13 protein-coding genes are annotated in these 18646 nt (G+C 36.6%); 5 read left to right on the plus strand and 8 right to left on the minus strand.

The window, feature by feature from the left end:
* Positions 1–6 precede the first annotated feature (6 nt).
* The 3 genes from BFU36_RS12240 to BFU36_RS13960 form a co-directional block, all read right to left on the minus strand.
* A complete protein-coding gene (locus BFU36_RS12240; RefSeq protein WP_069284284.1) occupies positions 7–1326 on the minus strand; it encodes an MFS transporter in 1320 nt (439 codons plus the stop codon).
* Between the two features lie 282 nt (positions 1327–1608).
* Positions 1609–2253 (minus strand): helix-turn-helix domain-containing protein, encoded by a 645-nt coding sequence (locus tag BFU36_RS12245; protein ID WP_069284796.1) that lies wholly within the window; start codon positions 2251–2253, stop codon positions 1609–1611.
* Between the two features lie 56 nt (positions 2254–2309).
* Positions 2310–2471, minus strand: coding sequence for a hypothetical protein (locus BFU36_RS13960; protein WP_156770092.1), 162 nt, complete (start codon positions 2469–2471; stop codon positions 2310–2312).
* Positions 2472–2536: 65 nt separating this feature from the next.
* Between BFU36_RS13960 and BFU36_RS12250 the strand changes: the two genes are divergently transcribed.
* Together BFU36_RS12250 and BFU36_RS12255 are read left to right on the plus strand one after the other, a co-directional pair.
* Positions 2537–4213: an AMP-binding protein gene (locus tag BFU36_RS12250; RefSeq protein ID WP_069284285.1), complete on the plus strand. Its 1677-nt coding sequence runs from the start codon at positions 2537–2539 to the stop codon at positions 4211–4213.
* A gap of 40 nt (positions 4214–4253) precedes the next feature.
* Positions 4254–5018, plus strand: a complete 765-nt coding sequence (locus BFU36_RS12255; protein WP_069284286.1) for an enoyl-CoA hydratase/isomerase family protein — start codon at positions 4254–4256, stop codon at positions 5016–5018.
* 417 nt (positions 5019–5435) lie between these two features.
* On the opposite strand, the gene BFU36_RS12260 is transcribed toward BFU36_RS12255, so the two are convergent.
* Complete coding sequence (locus tag BFU36_RS12260) at positions 5436–5849, minus strand: hypothetical protein (protein ID WP_069284287.1); 414 nt, start codon at positions 5847–5849, stop codon at positions 5436–5438.
* A gap of 144 nt (positions 5850–5993) precedes the next feature.
* Positions 5994–7556, minus strand: a complete 1563-nt coding sequence (locus BFU36_RS12265) for an APC family permease (RefSeq protein ID WP_069284288.1) — start codon at positions 7554–7556, stop codon at positions 5994–5996.
* A gap of 367 nt (positions 7557–7923) precedes the next feature.
* Between BFU36_RS12265 and BFU36_RS12270 the strand changes: the two genes are divergently transcribed.
* The gene (locus tag BFU36_RS12270) at positions 7924–10743 is read left to right on the plus strand and encodes a hypothetical protein (protein ID WP_069284289.1); all 2820 of its coding nucleotides are present in this window, start codon (positions 7924–7926) and stop codon (positions 10741–10743) included.
* A 172-nt stretch (positions 10744–10915) separates the two neighbouring features.
* Here BFU36_RS12270 and BFU36_RS12275 read toward each other — a convergent pair whose 3' ends face one another.
* Positions 10916–12082, minus strand: coding sequence for an acyl-CoA dehydrogenase family protein (locus BFU36_RS12275; RefSeq protein ID WP_069284290.1), 1167 nt, complete (start codon positions 12080–12082; stop codon positions 10916–10918).
* A 410-nt stretch (positions 12083–12492) separates the two neighbouring features.
* Between BFU36_RS12275 and BFU36_RS12280 the strand changes: the two genes are divergently transcribed.
* The gene (locus BFU36_RS12280) at positions 12493–13881 is read left to right on the plus strand and encodes an MFS transporter (RefSeq protein ID WP_069284291.1); all 1389 of its coding nucleotides are present in this window, start codon (positions 12493–12495) and stop codon (positions 13879–13881) included.
* A 4-nt stretch (positions 13882–13885) separates the two neighbouring features.
* On the opposite strand, the gene BFU36_RS12285 is transcribed toward BFU36_RS12280, so the two are convergent.
* Positions 13886–14884: an NAD(P)-dependent oxidoreductase gene (locus tag BFU36_RS12285; protein ID WP_069284292.1), complete on the minus strand. Its 999-nt coding sequence runs from the start codon at positions 14882–14884 to the stop codon at positions 13886–13888.
* Positions 14885–15016: 132 nt separating this feature from the next.
* Positions 15017–16612: a B12-binding domain-containing radical SAM protein gene (locus BFU36_RS12290; RefSeq protein WP_069284293.1), complete on the minus strand. Its 1596-nt coding sequence runs from the start codon at positions 16610–16612 to the stop codon at positions 15017–15019.
* Positions 16613–16886: 274 nt separating this feature from the next.
* On the opposite strand from BFU36_RS12290, the gene BFU36_RS12295 reads away from it, so the two are divergent.
* Positions 16887–18095: a winged helix-turn-helix domain-containing protein gene (locus BFU36_RS12295; protein ID WP_069284294.1), complete on the plus strand. Its 1209-nt coding sequence runs from the start codon at positions 16887–16889 to the stop codon at positions 18093–18095.
* Positions 18096–18646: the final 551 nt, after the last annotated feature.

Consider the following 18646-nt stretch of genomic DNA (forward strand, 5'->3'; position numbering starts at 1 on the left):
ATACCACTAACCAAGTTTCTCTACTTCCTTAATTATATTTCCTCTCGTCTCTTGAGTCAATACTGATCCTATCAATATTATTAATCCCGCAAAGATGATTGAATAAAACATTACAATGGGGAATTTGGGGAATCCACCTACTGAGGCAAGTATCAGGCTAATAATCGTTGGAGAAGCTCCAGCTATTGCAAATCCAGTGTTCCATGTGAACGCTACTCCAGTACCTCTAACACTTGTAGGATAGATCTCATTCAAATAAGTCATCACTATCCCTCCTCCGAAGTCGCTTAATAAGCTTATTAAGAAGGCTGTTAAAATTATTGAGTTTAGTACATGAAGAGAACCTAAGTATAGGAACAGAGGTGAGACCACTGCTATGACTATAATACCTCCAATCAAACTCATTAATTTCCTTCCAATGTGCTGGGATATTTCGCCTCCTAGCGTTGGACCGATTATTACTCCTATAGATGCAATTATTAGCGTTATTGCAGCTTCAGTTTTAGGCAACTTATTAACTTCAGCTAAAAAGGTTGGAAATAATCCTTGAGGAATGTAATACATCAAAGCCCATCCGACTGTTATTACTAACGCTATACCTAAGGCTCTTCTATATTTTTTAGTAAATAACTCTCTAACGGGAGATTTAACTAATTCTCCTTTAGACTTTATCTTATTCCACATCTCGGACTCTGGCGTCAAATAGTTAACGAATAAGAGAACTATCAGCGGTAATAGTCCTCCTAAGAACATCACTCTCCAACCCCATACTAAGTATTCAGAACCTGGATAAAGTATCGCCGTTAAGTAAAACCATCCTGCAGCTATTAAATAAGCAATACCTGCAGCAGAGAATCCAAGACCCCCTACCCAGCCTCTATGTCTCTCTGGTACGGATTCTGGACCTATAGTATGACTACCACTAGTAACTCCTCCCACGAAAAATCCTTCAGCTAACCTTAAGATGATTAATAGTATAGGTGCGATTATTCCAGCTATCACGTATGTTGGTAATGCCCCTTGTAGCGTTGCAGTGATTACTAAACCTAAAATGCCGTAAAAAATCGCCCTCTTCCGCCCGGACTTATCGGAAATTTTCGTTCCGAAATACGTAGCACCAACGGGTCTCATGATAAAGGATGTTAAAAAACTTGCGTAAGTTGCAGCTATGGAGAGGAGTAATATCTTTGAGGGAAAGAAGAGCTCAGCTATGAAAGGTGTGACGAAGAGTATGCTAAACAAGTCGTATAGGTCGAAGGTCCAAGCTAACATTGTTGCCAATATCCATTTAATATGCTTACTAGTTAATTTATCGTCTTTTTTCATAACAATACCCTTTTTTCACTAATCCTTTTTATATATAAGTATGTGTTACATTTTATGATTATAAATATAAAAAAGGTTAGACAATACATTTTCTAAACCTACTCTTCCTCGAATATAATAGAATACCGAATAGGTTTAGCCCAACCGTAATTTTAAATGTAAGAACTAATCAAATAGAGTATAAAATTCTTATTTTTTAACGTAATGCTCTTACAAATCTTTCAATGCTATAAGACTTTTTAATCATTATTTTTATGGATTAACGTTATTTCGAAAAATCTTTTACACCGTTTCATGTCTCCTCAGTAGGCTCTCTACCATTTTCTTCTCGATTTTTCTTAAATGATAGATTAATGTTGATTCTCTAATCCCTAACATTTCAGCTAACTCCTTAGACTTGACCTTTCTGGGATAATCAAAGTAACCCATTTCATACGCTAATGAAAGTATCTTTAATTCATCATCTTTTAAAGAGTTTTGGGGCAAGTCGTCCTTTATAGTCACATTTCTAATATCTGCAACCTCATCTAATTCCCTTAAAACCTTGTTTATCTTATACTCGTATAATAGCAAATTCCAAATCTCCATCCCATTATACTTCATAGTATTCAATAAAATGCCGTTATTGTGTGAAATCACTGAAAATACTGAGTTATCATAATCCCTAGCTAAGTCTATGAATATTTTATCTCCATATCTATAAACGTTGAAGATGTCCTTTATTCTCTCTTCAAATTTTAACTTACTTATCTCTTTATATCCCTTTTCCGACACTGTTGCAAACACTCTTAGAATGTTTTTTTCAGGATAGGGAGTTATGTTTATTATCCTCACTAAGTCCTCATTTGAATAGTATCTGCTCCAACAATTCTCATGAATTACAATAACTCTAACAAATTTTAAAGGGAAATTTGTGAAGTTCCTCACATAATAATTTATCTTCACGAGATTTATAAACTATAATGTCGTTGATATTCTGGTAATCAAAGATGAGATAAAATTAAGGAGTAGAGTAGTAATCCTAAATTCTCCCTTACTACTGACTTCCTCACCTTAGAGGTCTCATCATCGATTAAGTCTCCTCTAATATTCCACTTACGCGTGACTATTAGCCTTATTTGACTTTCCAAATTCTTAATCCTCATTAAACTTCGTTACACTTCAGCAAGTTAATAAAAATTATTTAAGACTAAAGTATATCATATTCTTGATGGTAGAAGTAATTAGAGATAAGAAAATTGTGTTGAAGCCAAATTTAGATAATTACGATGAAATATATAAGAGCTTTAGTTGGGACAAGATAAGAAAAGAAATAAATTACATTGGAAACGTGAATCCGGCTGAACTAGCAGTCAGTAAAAAAGAAGGCTATGGCTTACTTTGGGTAAGTGAAGAAGGGGAAACTAAAAGATATACTTTCAAAGATTTAGAGAAGAAGGCTTCAATATTCAAAGATGTTTTAACGGGACACGGTGTGAATAAGGGAGATAGGGTAGTATTAATGTCTAAAAGGGTACCCAGCTTATACTTCTCCTTATTAGGCATAGCTATGGCGGGAGGAGTTATAGTCCCTATATTTTCCACATTTGGAGAGGAAGCAATAAGATATAGAGTAGAGAATAGTAATGCTAGAGTTGCATTAGTTCATGAGTCCTTAGTTGATAGGTTCAAGAACATAAATGTGAAAGTGGTAAAGATAAGCGATGAAGGTATAGAAGGAGAATCAAGTAAGAGTGATGTAAATTATGAGAGAAGACCTATTGATGATCCTTTCTTAATCCTTTATACATCTGGCACTACTGGTAAGCCTAAGGGAATATGGCATTCTCAAGATATACTTACGTTTTACTATGTTTCTGGTAAGTATCACTTCGACATGCATTCTCAAGACACTTTCTGGCATACTGGGGATCCTGCTTGGGTAGCTGGATTTGCCGGTGTTTGGACAGCCTGGGTTAACAATATTCCATTAGTCTCATACGAAGGCAAGTTTAATGCTGAGAGATGGTACTCAATAATTCAAGAGTTTAAAGTCTCAGTGATCTCAACTGCTCCTACTGCAATAAGACTTCTTAAGAAGGAAGGCTTAGATTTGGCTAAAAAATATGATCTGTCCTCTGTAAGGTTTATTCACGCTGGGGGAGAATACGTAAGTCCTGATGTAGTGAAATTTGGCTTAGATATTTTTGGCGTTCCCGTTCACGATGGTTACGGACAAACTGAAACAGCTACTTACGTTATTGCCAATTTCATTTCATTGCCTATAAAGATAGGGTCTATGGGAAAGCCATTACCGGGGGTGAAAGCTTTAATAGTTGACGAAAATGGAATCCCACTACCTCCTAATAGTCAAGGTATATTAGCTTTAGATCCAAACTTCCCAGCTATGGCTGAAGGAATTTGGGGAGATGAGGAGAGATGGAAACGTAATTTCAAGAACGGATATTACTTAACCGGAGATGTAGCGTATATGGATGAAGATGGTTATTTCTGGTATGTTGGTAGAGCTGATGACGTGGTTAAAGTATCAGGTTATAGAGTTAGCCCAGTAGAAATTGAGGGTATTTTATCTACTCATCCAGCAGTAGCTGAATCTGCTGTAATAGCTGTTGAAGATGAGGTAAGAGGTTACAAGATTAAAGCATTCGTCGTCCTGAAGAAGGATATTAAACCCTCGGAGGAACTAAAGAAGGAAATTATGGATTACGTTAAACGGAAATTAGCTTCACACATGGTTCCAAGGGAAATAGAGTTCGTATCTGAATTGCCACATACTCTAAGCGGGAAGATAATGAGGAGGGTGTTGAAAGCTATTGAGACTAATTCTCAAATAGGAGACGTAAGTACTTTAGAAAATCCTGAGGTTGTGAAGAAGAAGGATAAATAGATTTAAATTTATCATTGAAACTACAAATATAGGTGGTAAATTGATAAAGGTTGAGATTGATAAAGAGAATAAGATAGGCAAGATATTTATAGATAGACAAGAGAAGATGAATGCCATAACAGTCAGTATGAGGAGAGAGATAGGAGAGAAGTTATTGGAACTCGATAAAAATCAAGATGTTAGGGTTATAATAGTAAAGGGCTTAGGAGGAAAAGCCTTTAGTTCCGGTGGGGACGTTAGTGAGTTCCTCTCTCTTACTCCAGAAACGTTATTGGATTGGGGTGATGATTTGACAACTTCGTGGAAGATTTCAAAACCAGTAATTGCCTCAATAGATGGTTACGCTTTCGGCGCTGGTCTGGAATTAGCCTTATCGTGTGACATTCGAGTAGCTACTCCTAAGAGTGAGTTCGCCTTTCCTGAGATAAGGTTAGGTATGGTCCCAGCGAGTGGTGGTTTAACGAGGATAATCAAGACTTTAGGAATATCTAGAGCGACTTACATGTTATTACTTGGTAAGAGAATTAATGCAGACTTAGCTTTGCAGTGGGGTATAGTACATGAAGTAGTTGAGCCAGAGAAACTAGATGAGAGGACATATGAAATAGCTAAGGACTTAGCGAGTTTATCTCCTTTAGCCGTTAAGGCTTTAAAGAAGGTTATATATGAGATAGCTGACTCACCATTTTACGCTGGTTTCGACATAGAGAGAAAGACCTTCGGGTTATTGAGATATAGTGAGGACTTTAGAGAGGGAGTAGATTCATTCCTAAATAAGAGGAAACCAAAGTTTAATGGTAAGTAGTGTTTTTTAAACTTCATGATTACTTAGGACAAGGTTATCTTTATTGTGGATAAAAGTTCGTCTTGTTTATATAAACCTTACAAAATTTTTAATTCTAAATTAAAATATGGTTGTGGAAGTTTTATGTATGTGAACAACAGTTTTTATATTATTTCTATTTATTTTGAAAATATTATTTATTTGGATTAGGATTGATTTCCTAAATTCATCTCCTCTTAGGTTTCATTCGGTTGAAAAATGTCCCAAATCTATTAACATGACTGACCTCCTCCCTAGAGGAGGAGGCTTTCCCTACTTTGTAATCACTCTCTATGATCCATTAATATAAGAAAGCCAACGCAAAACTTCTAACTAGTGCCACGGAGCTATATGTGAAGAAACGCGTTGAATAAGGGAGTAATCGGCCTTTTTAGTGAGTTAACCTGCATTTGTGCTATCCCACTCCAAAAACTTACCCTCACTTACCTTATCCATTATTATATTAAAGGCTTCCTCTAGCTTTTCTATCCCAAGTTTCTTTGAAGCCTCTAATAACGAGTGTAATGCAGTATACGCTTTACTCGTGACGAAGAGTGGAGTTAAGTTTAACTCTTCCACCTTGATATCATCCTTTCTCATACTATCTTTAACTTCATATACTACACATCCAGTACCCTTTATACAGTCACCAACGCAGTGTATGAATATACCGTTTTGCCCATTGTATTCCACGTAAACTAATATATCCTTAAGGAAGTTCCTTCCCACATATATCCCCTCTTCTAACTTACGTAATCTAATCCCTTTAAGGTCTTCAAAATTCCTCTTCAAAACATCTTTAGGGTTACCCATAAATTTTATTTTGGACATAAAAATAAAAAACTTTCGGAAAACGAATGTTATGTCCTACACTATATTGACACTCAAGAACTATAAGCGCTAAGACCAAATAAAAAATCGATAAATAGGATGTAGTAAAAAAACCTTAGATTTATCCTACTCTGCAATTCCTTGTTGCCTTTCCTCCTCTACGATGTTTACCGTCTTTCCTATTTTGTTCCTTATTTGAGGCTTCTTCTTCCACACCCATAGCGAGTAAGCTATTGAAAACGCTAAGTATACCGCACTTGCAATTACTGCTTGGGTATATGGGAAAACTGGAGGCCATATACTAGTGTAAAGCACGTAGGCGAAGATGCCAGTGGCTATGGTAGGGAAGACGTAGTGCTGAATTGGGTGGATCAACTTGTTTAAGCCAAAGTGTCTCTCCTTAAGTCTGTGGAACAGTATTGACACCGAGGTATTCATGGTTATATGAGCAACTACCAGTCCAACTAAAGCCATTGTGGTCAATAAGCTAAAGGCGTTTTCCAAGGCGTTTATTATCTGTGTCGAAGTTGCCGGTTGAGTGAACATTTGACTAGGACTAACGCCAGAGAAGTAACCCACAACGAAGCCAGTTATGACCGCAATGACCGTTGAAGCTAATCCAACGAATGCTAGAGCCTTTGTAGGGGTCACGAACTTTTTATGAACATATGCAAAGAACCTAGGAAGTACCCCATCCCTACCCATGGCAAAGTAAACCCTACCTGCGTTTGACTGCATTGCAACGCTGTCTGAGAAGGCTGAGTTGAAAGCAAAGAGGGCCAACAGAAGACCTCCAGCGATTCCCATGTACTCTGTATACACTATAACGCCGGGAATACCACTGTTAGCAAAGCTCAGCATGTTATTCACTCCCCATCCTACAGTTAGAGCATATGCCACTTCTGTCAGTACTGCCCCGACAATGAATACTCCCATCATTAATGCCCTCCTTATGTACTTAGAGTGCTTAGCCTCTTCTCCCAAAGGAGCTGAGCCTCCATAGCCTATGAAGCTGGTTATTCCAAAAATCATGCCTAGACCTAGGGCTCCCAGAGGTCCTCCAAGTGGTTCAAACTGGCTTCCGTAGACCTTGTTCCACGCAAACGGGTTGAAGAGATTGATGGTGTTGTCGGGGGCCTTTAAGATCACTATTAAGCTGGTCAAGGCTAGGAAAGCTACCTCAGTGAGGGCTGCATATCTAATGTACTTCATTTGAGGCCTTATCCCTACCATAGCTAACCCTATTGGTACTAATATGAAAACTGCAATAAAGGGTATCCACACCCACGCTGGTAGAACTATCTTCCAGAAGTAGTAGAGAATTCCAGGCAAAACTATTCCTGCAACGTAAATGGGAATTGCCGCAGTACTGACTATCTGATACATCGGATACATCAGACCAACTACCATGGCAGCCCTTGGACCAAACGCAGTAGCAACGTAACCGTAGTAGCCCCCCGCACTTGCATGTCTCTTAGCTAAGTGGTAGAGCGTGTTCACTTCTAGGTACATCACCACCATAGCCAATAGAAACGCCAGTGGAGTTAACACAAATGCTGCTGCAGCAGCTGACGTTATGAACGCCACTGTATCACACGCTGGTGCCATTGCTGCTATCTCTTGGCTTAGGGCCTCTAAGGTACCAACAACGCCTTTTTTGAGCTTTGGAACCTCTTGTTGACCACTCATATACTTAGGGTAACCCTAATAGTATAAAAAGTTAACTATACCATTATTTAGTGGTTTGAGAAAGCTGTAGTAAGAACAAAACGAGTTAAAATTCGCCTTCATATAGCTTAAAGGCGAGCTTATACCTCAGTGGAACCCTCACCATTTATGGGGAGAGTAGCATACGCGTTGTCTGAAGGCAAGTGTATAAACTTCATGAGCGAATTTATGAGAGAGTAGATTCATTTCTAAGCAATAAGAAACCAAAATTTAACGGTAAATTATTTTTTTGAAGTTCGTGCTTAAGTAAAACAAGGTTATCTTTATTGTGGACAGAAGTTCGTCTTGTTTGCAAAATTTTTAATTATGTATAACTCTATACTAAAATATGGTCGTAGAAATTTCAGAAGATGACGTTTATAATAGAGTAATTAGTTCTGAAAAAAACCCTATTTATATATCTGGTCTTCCCTTCGTTGGTAAGACCACAGTAATTAAAAGAATTAAAGGAAATTTTGAGTTAATTGAACTTCCAAAGGAGGTTAAGAGCCTTGATGAACTAAAGAAGTGTAGGCAAATGATAGAGGAAAAGGTAAAAAGCGGTAAGAAGGTAGTAGTAGAGGGCAGGAATTACGTTATCGATTTAATGTTAGGAAAAGTAAAACCAGTAAGTGAACCTTCCTTAAGGAATCCTAGGACTAAGATTTCCGGAAATGCTCTAACCTATCACTTTGATGATCTTAAAGTTGAAAAGAACATTAAGGATGTAGTGAAATTTCTCGAGTACTCATTAATAGTAACTCCTACTTATACCACTTACATTCCTAGATTATTTGATGAAGCTCAAAAGATTGAAGGGCTAGACGAGGTCTTACCAATTGTTTCAAGGTTTAAGCAATTGTTCACCGTTTTCCCTAAGTCAAACATAAAAGGGGATGAGGCTATAATCTATCCATTAGTATCTCTTTTCAATTCACCAGAGGAAATGAAGTTTTGCTGGAATAAACTTAGCGATAGCTGGAAGGAACTAATATACTACGCTATAGACTCTCACCTCAGACTCTTGCCTGGTAGGTCAAAAGAGGTTGTAAATAAATACCTAAGTAGAATTGAAGAGAAAGAAGTCAAACTCTCCATTGACTTGGACTACACTCCAGAAAACCTGGAAATCGTGGAGTATTTAGTAGCTCAATTACTAAATGGTAAAAGGGTAGGTATTATTGGTTCTTTGAAGAGTGGAAAGACTGGAATAGCTAAGGAGGTTATGAAATACATTAAGGGTAAGAAGGATCTGAAGATAGTAGACTATCATGACGAGAATGGGTATAAGAGTTTAAGGGGGATATACAAAAATCTTAATGCTGATATTTATGTCCTTACAGATGATTTATTGGACGCTTTAAGGGATAAATTAAGGATTGATATTGTTACGATATCACCATACCGAACATTTATTGACGAAAAGGATTACACAGATTACGTGTATAATGTGATATTCGAAAGTGATCCTAACGTTTTAAAGTGGTATTCTCCTCTGCTCGCTATGAAATATTTCCCCATGCCAGTAGAGGTATCAAAACTAGTCTTGAAGTACTTCGGGAGAAAGGTGGAGGAAACAATTGACGATCCCATATTGAATTGGTTTTCTGTTATAGACTATATTCCCGAGAGCATTAAGAAAGCTGAAGGTGCTGAGGATGTTGAAAAATATGAGAAGAGAGCTGATGAGATATTACTTATCTTAATTAACATATTAAAAGAGAAGATAATTACTGGAAATTTAGCTTATAATTTCTTTAAGATTGTAGGTTATCTTTTAGATAAATATAAGTTTAGTAGTGTAGAGGATAGTCCATTAAACAATTATCTGATTAACATATCAGATAAGCTAGGAATAGTTAAGCCCTTGATAAAGGGATTAATACCTATCATAAAGGACTATTTAGATGATAGATGTAGTGAACTACCCCAACCTATCATGTTAGATCCATCAGCCTTCGTAAACGTTATTCCCGAAATTTTTAACTTGAACCTCCTCTTAACTGAGTTATATCCTAAAATAATTGGAACTATTGTGAAGTCTAATGACGTTAAATGTGTAAACAGAGCCCTCCAACTCATTTTTAATTACGCTCTATTTAATGACAGAAGATTTTTCGTTAGCGTAGAGGACATTATATTTAATAAAATAATTCAACTGAAGAACGAAGATCTGGTTAGTAGTTATGTGACAACGGCTTTATTGACTGGGTATAGGAATCTCAAGCATATAAGAGAAATACAGAAAGTTATACCCAATGCCAGACCTTATACCCTAATCCTCTTACCAAAAGAAACTGGGAAGAGTCCTATTGAAATGCTGAGTAGTGTACTCTCCTTGAACTATGAACTAAACTTAGCAATAGATAGGTCTGAGCTAGATAAGGTTGTTAATAAATACAGTGAGTATAAGAGAAGATTAGATCAGTTAAAATCAGTCCTGAAGAAAATTGATGATAGAAGTGCAAAGAAAGTTTTATCGACTATACTGTTTAACGGTAATTTAAAGGATTTAATTAATACGTTAGAGAATGACTACTATAAATTCATTTTATACGTGAGATATGCCTCCTACATAGGTTTTAGAGCATTTGTTGAAGATAAGTGGTTTACGGATAGGAATATGTTTAGGAGTTTTATACAATCCATGCTTAAGGATTCAGAGGCTATATATGGGTATATAAAGAATTTAAATGAGTTAGGAGATGAAGAAATAAAAGAGTTAATAATGATATATCAATTTAAATTAGCTAATGCATTACTTTCTAAAAATAAATATGAATATAAGGGAGTTCTAGAAGACATAATTGAAATTGAACAGATGCCAGAGGAAATAAAAATTTTAGCTTCCTTAGCTCTAGGACGTGAAGTTAATGTCAAGAGCGATAGCCCACTAATAAATATAGCTTTATCTGTAATTAAAGGGAGTTCAAATGAAGGTCTTAAGAAAATATATGAAGAATTTAAGGATCAAGATTACAAGTTACTTCCTCCAGATATAGTAGAAGCGATTTTAGTGCATAAAATGTTAAGCGGGCAAGATATATCAAGCGATATTGAAAATATAGCTAAGACATTGCCAGGAGTGTTCTTCATTATAGCCCATGATTTCATTAAAGGTGATAAGGAAAGATATATAGCATCACTTATATTGTTCTACTTGCCTTAAGAGTTTTCTTTCATAAAAAATGCAGATACGTAACAAAGTGAGCAAGATAGGGAAATTTTAGATGCTAGTCTATAAAGTATTTCGTAATAAAGCAATCATTTGTGCCAAAAATGTAGTTAAGACTTTGTAAGCTTTGAGTTTAGACGTCTATGCTTTAAAATTTTTGCCAATTTCAGTATGATCTAGGTAAATTCAATATGTGATGGGCTACATATGCTAGGACTAAGTTTTGAGAGACTGGAGCAACTTTATATAACCTAGTCTCTCTCAATTTCCTCTCCACGTTAGAATCTACAGCATAACCATATCCTCCATATATATCCATTGCCACATTACCAGCCTCCCATGCTATTTCTGTTGCCAAGTATTTAGAGATATTAGCATAATTTCCAATTCTTTTAACATCACTCCCCTCTTCTAAATACTTCAGCCCCTCATTAAAATACGCCTTAACTGCCTCTAATTCAGCGTAAACTTTTGCCAATGGAAATTGGACACCTTGATAGCTTCCTATAGGCTTATCAAACACTACTCTATTTTTAGCGTACTCACTAGCCTTATTTATAAACCACTCAGCATTACCTATCATCTCTGCTGCTATCATAAACCTTTCTGCGTTAAGTAAGTCTAATAGATAGTAGAAACCTTTATCGACTTCACCTATTACGTTCTCTTCCGGTATCTCTAAGCCATCTATGAATAGTTCATAAGCAGCTGTATTTGACATAGTCCTTATCTCCCTCATTTCTATACTCCCTTCCTTTACCTCTCTTAAATCAACTACAAACAATGTAATTCCCTCAGTTTTCCTCTCTACCTTCTCATAAGGTTTAGTCCTAGCTACGAGTATCATGAAGTCAGAATACTTAACCCTAGAAATGAATATTTTATGCCCTTTTACGACGTACTTGTTCCCTTTCTTCTCAGCGAAAGTCCTTATCTTAGTGCTATCTGATCCAGACTCGGGCTCAGTTAAGGCTAACGAGAGGACTTTAGCCCCATTTGCTATCTCTCTAAAGTACTTCTCTCTAATTACTTTACCAGCATGTCTAACTAGGAGTGAAGTATTATAATAATGACCGTGAAGGACGTAAGAATTTCCACCTTTGACGTTAACAAGATATAAGATCGCACAAGCCATTTTCGGTCCCTTACCAATTCCACCATAGTCTTTAGGTATTAAAATAGATCCTAAACCAAGCTCGATGAACTCATTCATGAACTCTGAGGGAAATTCCCTTTTTATATCCTTATCTAGCCAATACCTTTCATTATACTTATCCATCAATTGGTTTACAGAGTCTAAAATTAACCTGTCCTCCTCTGATAGAGGAATCATAAAATAATATTTTATCTATACCTAAAATACTTTAGTTAAGAGGCTAAAGATTTATATTTTAACAGATGTAGAAATAAACGTTAAATTTGAAAACACCTTGTAGGTATTTATGAATAAAACTGTGATATGAAGAGTTTAAATTAGTACGTTAATAGAGTGTAAATAGGGATTTCATAAAAATTACGAAGTGACGAGTCGCCATTCATGGTGGGTAGGAAGTCAGATTCACATTCTAAACCTCTTTCCTGCCTTAAAATGTGAGATTTTCTCTCGTCAGCATTACTAGTTCTTCACGTCTATGGTAAGTTAAATATACTTTTATTGAAAATTATGCCAAAAAAATATTTTAGTTCTAAAGAATAGAAAAATTCAAGTAAATTTTTAATATTAAAAAATTAGTAACTTAACATATGAGTGACCTTAAAACAAATCCAGATTATTATGTAGCAAGAGTAGATAGATTACCTACATGGGGACTATCCTATGCCATAATATGGGCAATGGGATTTAGCTTTTTCATAACATTATATGACGTTATAAACGTAGGTTTCGCATTACCATATATACCATTCGTCGTCACGGGATTTCAAGCTTCACTGGTAGCCTCTTTAGGTCTATGGGGATATGTCGTAGGGGCGCCACTTTTCTCTTACTTCGCAGATATCATAGGAAGAAGACCTACATTAATATTTACGGCTTTGCTCACAGCAATAGGGAGTTTAGGGGATGCCTTATCAGTAAATTACCCTATGTTAGCAGCATTTAGATTTATAACTGGAATGGCAATTGGTGCTGACCTAGTATTAGTTATGACTTACATGTCCGAAATGTCACCCTCAGCCAAAAGAGGTAGATATACTAATTTAGCATTTATTGGAGGATGGGCTGGAATAGGGATTGGTCCATTCATAGCTGCTATTATTGTTACTAGTATACCATCAATAGGTTGGAGAATAGTGTTCTTAGTAGGAGCTATCTTGGCGTTTTTAGCTCTTGCAATCAGAGCGTATGCTCCCGAAACGGTTAGATTCCTAGCCTCAAAAGGTAAGTTTGATGAGGCAGAAAAGATAATTTCCTCAATGGAAAAAGTTTCTATGATTAGAACTAGTCTTACGTCATTGCCAGAGCCAGACATGAGAATGTATAACGTTCCAAAGCAAAATCCCTTCAAGATATTAGCTAAACCTAAATATCTAAAGAGGTTATTAGCGTTATTCTTCTTAATGTTTTTCGTCTACTTCATGGATTATCCATTTTTAGTAATCCCAGAGACGTGGGCTAAGGTAGTGTTAGGCTATTCTGGAGCCTTACTATCACAAATAGTCTTTTTATTTGGTCTAGCAGGTATAGGAGCTTTTCTAGGGTCTATAATACTAAGACCCTTCATCGATAAGTATGATAGAAGGAAGATGACCATAATTTCTGTGATCATATATACGTTGGGAACCGGTATTATGGGGTATGGAGGTGCAATAAGGTCGTCAACATTATTCTTCATAGGAGCATTCTTAGCTGAGCTCATAGGAGTAGGTTGGTATCAGCTTTACTACCAGATGTGTATAGATAACTTTCCCACAGCTGCTAGAGCTACTGGATATTCTATAGCTGATGGAGTAGGACACGCAGGAGGTGCTGTGGGATTACTCGTCATACTTCCTCTCATATATGCCTTAGGAAATGTGGGAGGATGGACAATACCGTGGATACCCGCAATAATAATGGCTATATTGGTACTTTTCTTAACACCCAATACGGTGGGTAAGAGGTTAGAAGAAATTAACGAAGCAACAGATCAATAAAAAATTAATCTTTTTTCCTTCCTAATATTTCATATAACTCTTTTTCTGACATTGACATCTTGCTATTAGTAAACTTCTTCCATAGACTATTTAAGACTACTTTTCCAGCTATTTGCTCTAAAGTCCACTCTCTTGCAAATTCCCCATTTTGTATCTTTTCAGCCTCCTCCTCACATATTCTTTTAACTATATCATAATACTTCTCTGCCCTGCTCAAATGCCCGTATTGGCTAGTAGTGGAATGGAACTTCAGTTGCTCGAATAATCCATATTCAGCCATAGCCATACCAATTTCTCCCAACTCACCAGAGGCGTAAAGTTCTAGAATAACTGCCTCTGGAGAGACACCATACTTTTCTGTTACCACGTCAAAATAGGCTTTCATAGTGGCGACAAGTAAGGGAGCCCACGTGTGCTCGCTTAATAAATCTAACAAAGCTTCTTCTTCGAAAGATGACCTAACTGCAACTCCACCTTCTTTGCCTATAGCCCCTATAGCTGAAGCTATTCCTATTGCGTAATCCCAGGCTTTCCCGGAGTAATCGTTTGCTACACCTATTAAGACTGGGTAACCCTTACCTTGTTTATGCAATGTCACTATTCCTTCACCTATCATTCTGGGAGCTACCATTATTGTGTCAACGTTCTTAGGTGGCTTAACAAATCCAAAAGCCACGTTATAACCTGAGGCGAAATCTAGGACGAAACCATCCTTTTTCTCAATTATCTTTTCCACACTTTTATAAATCTCAGGTTGAACCTCATCTGGTATTAACATTAATGCTATGTCAGCCCTTTCAAACGCTTCTGGAATATCATAAACTTTAAAACCATCCTTTTCAGCTTTTCTCGCGTATTCATCCCTTATGTTTCCTACGATTACGTCCAATCCGTTGTCTCTTATTATATTAGCTTGTGCGTAACCTTGATTACCGTAACCTATTACCGCTATTCTCTTACCTCTCAGTATAGAGAAGTCTCCCTTTAAAATTAATTTATCCATATAATATAGTACTCTCTTAGATTTTAAAAAGAAAATCCTTACTTATAAGGTCACTATGACGTGCAGTCATCACTCTTCAGCAAAGACCAATCCGTTCATCAAAGATAATGTGTTCGAAAGTTAAAAAAGTCTTTAGTCGGTCTTAATCTTAAAGTACCTATTCTTATCCCCGGGGTCATAGTAGATTATCTTACTTGACTCTGAAACAAGTAGATCAATTAAGTCGTTTCTTAGACTATTTGCCCTCTTAGAATACAACTTCAACGTGTTCATCATAGACTTTGGCAAATCTATAAACGTCCCCCTAATGAAGTATGGCAACCTTTTCCATATATACTTTTCAGCATTCCTCAATAGTTCTAGCTTTCTCTCTGGAATCTTCAGTTTAGATATTTTAAGCTTACTCCTAAGATACTTGTATAAATAGAACGTGTGGTTAGCGTAAACAGCTAAAAATTGAATTAATGCAGGATTTACCCTCGTTTTAGCTACCGGCGTTAATAAATCATAGTAATCCCAGTTCAATGTGAATAAAGCTTTTTGTTGTAAAGAGTTAACGAATATTCTAGTCCCTGGAAGTGGTGTATAAATAGAAAACTGCACACCATCTGCTCCGGCATCAGCTAGCTTTCTAGAGAACTTTATGGTCGCAATTATATCCTTAAAAGTTTCATAAGGCGCACCCATCATCATTCCAACAAACACTATTACGCCGTTCTCATGAAGTACTTTAACAGCCTTTATTGAATCAGAAACCGCTAAACCTTTATGCATCTTCTTCAAAGTCTCTTGACTTCCACTCTCAACTCCCAAAAACGCTACCCTTAAACCCGCCTCAGAAGCTAACTTTATTAATTCTGGATTTCTAGCTGTTACGTCAGCCCTCATTTGGGTTATGAAATTTATAGTCAACTTCCTTTCTATCATCTCTCTGAATAACTTAGCTCTCTGACTCCTATTAGGCCATACAATGAATATATCATCGACGAAAAAGACCCAATTGTATCCTAGCTTTTTGATCTCCTCAATCTCCTTTAATATTCTAGGATTAGACTTATTTCTCCACTTATTACCCCACGTGGGAGTTACAGAACAGAAATCACATGCATAAGGACATCCCCTAGCTGTTTCAACACATGCCACATATTGATTTTCTCCAAATGCGTCAATCCTATATCTTTCCTTTTCTACTAAGTCAAAGGCTGGAAGTGGTAATTTATCCAAATCCTCAATTAATGGGGCAGGGGGAGTCCTTATTATCTTCTCCCCCTCCTTGTAAACTATTCCCCTAACATTTGAAAAGTCTCTATTTTTCATTGCGTTACCTATTTCCATAATTGTTAAATCTCCCTCACCCAATACCACTATATCAAAGCCGTCCTTAAGCATTTGGGTAGGTAAGAAAGTAGCGTGATGCCCTCCAGCAATCAGAATTACATCCTTTAGCTCCTTCTTTATTCCATTAGCTATCTTTACTGATACATTGTGAGAGGCTGTAGCATGTAAGGTTATTCCAATGATATCGGGATCATAACTTATTGCTAAGTTAACTACATCATCCACACTCGTCAAATCAGCTTCCATATCTATAACCTTAACATCCCAATTACCAGTAGCCCTTAAGTCTCCAGCCAATTGTAATAAGCCTAAAGGTGTTGGCATGAAGCCAAAGGACTTGTTGTAACCACTTCCGGTAGGATTAGTAGGTCTTATCAGAAGGGCTTTCATATTTTACTTAGATTCGTTTTGGTATTAAAGATTAGCTTATTAAAAATCATATTATGAAGTTTAAGCTATCAAACTAAAATTTAAGCAATAGCTCTTATGAAAATACACCAAACTCTTTATATGCTGACTTCCCTCCCGTCTAACCTTCGTCTGTAAAAATTAGGTGTAGGGTACTTGCAACTTAAAAAGATCTACATACAAGCAATGAGTAAATTTTTCTTTACTATCTTGAAATTTACAAAATGCTTATATTTGTCAAAGACTATACTAACATATGGATATATTTGAGGCAGTATCAAACGAGATCAGAAGGAAAATAATAAAGCTACTCCAGACTCCTAGGAGTTTTTCTGAGTTATGCGAGAGACTCAACTTAGAGAGCTCTGCCCTAGCCTTTCACTTAAAAAAACTAGATGGCTTAATAACTAAGGACGATAAGGGAAATTACGTCCTCACAGAGTTAGGGAAAAAAGCCTTATCAATAGTAAACATGATAGAGAGCCAAAACGTAATATTACCAGAAGAAAAAAGAGTATTAACACCAGTATTGATCGAGTACGCAGATAAGGTAATAATAGACAAAGGTATGTTGACTAAAATTAAAGAAGAGAACAAGAAATTAATAATAAGAAACGTCAATGAGGTAATATTCAAAGATGATATTGATGAAAACCTATTAAATGGCGTGTTAGAACTGATAGAGAACGTTATAACTATCAAGTCCCCTCCAAATCTAAAGGATATTATATCTAGAAAATCGAAGCAAGTTTTGTCAATAGAAGAGGAACTTAGCAGCGAAGAAGAGATCAATGAGGAGATAGGGAATATAGTGAGTGGAGTAGGAGGATTAGTAGGTAAAATAGTATCTAGAGTACTTGGTTCTAAGGACTTCTCAATTAACATAGGCTCACACCTAAGGGTAGTATATGACGGTCCTCTAAAAGTTAATGATAAGTTAAATATTGAGGTAGACGGTGGTGTAGTTAAACTAAGTAAGGGAGAACCACATCTCCTAGCTAAGTGTAGTTATATAGGAGACCTCGAAATAAATGATAATGGCATTAGTGCAGATGGTTGTTACATAAAGATAAGCTACCCCGATTTAAATCAACTTAGAGTTAGCGTTGACGGAGGGAAAGTAGAGATTAATGAAATAAAAGTAAACGATCTGAAGATTGACATGGACGGAGGATTAATTAGCCTAAACGTGAAGTGTAAGGATATGGTAGACATCACTTTAGATGGAGGGAAAGTTGATGGAAAAGTCCAGTTTGAGGACACTACCAAAGCGAGATTGAATATTGATATAGATGGAGGGATGGGGAAAATTGATGTATCAATACCTAAGGACTTTAGCGTTATAACCTCGTCGAGAGTAGACGGAGGAGTTGCGAGACTACCTCCCAATAGAGCTGGGAATAAAGGTGAACTAATAATAACTGCGAACGTTGACGGAGGGATTGTAACTATCAATGAAATATAATTTTCATCAATCCCATCCAGACTATTTCTGACCACCTTCCAGTCATAAAAGGCTTGACGCTATTTGTATAAATTTTTATCCTACTATGCTTCAATTTTAAAAAGTTTAACGTATTATGGACAACCATAGACACAGCAAGAGAATTTAAGGCATGAGAAGTTAGGGGTTTGGGTTTCATCGGATCTCATATATATCGACCCTTGGGCTTCACGGGAGTCAAGCGAATTTTTCGCCTTCACCCTCCTCTGTCCCATTAGCGGGATAACCCCAACCCACCATCTAAGTGGAGAAACATCTCGGGCTATGTAAGCCTTTTGGGATACATACCCACATCTGGCATTATGTAAAAAAATTAGTATGGAGTTACATAAACTTAATCCTCTCACTGAAACTGCTTACCACGGCAAATAGGTTTGATGTAAATAATAAGCCATGATCAAAGGCACAATATTTATCGGAAGTCTAGGAATGTAGATAGTGGAAAACTTGAAAAATATTTAATATTTTTAATCACTTACACATCTTATTCTTGGGATATTATATTAATTCTT

This window comes from Sulfolobus sp. A20 (assembly GCF_001719125.1).
Taxonomy (GTDB): domain Archaea; phylum Thermoproteota; class Thermoprotei_A; order Sulfolobales; family Sulfolobaceae; genus Saccharolobus.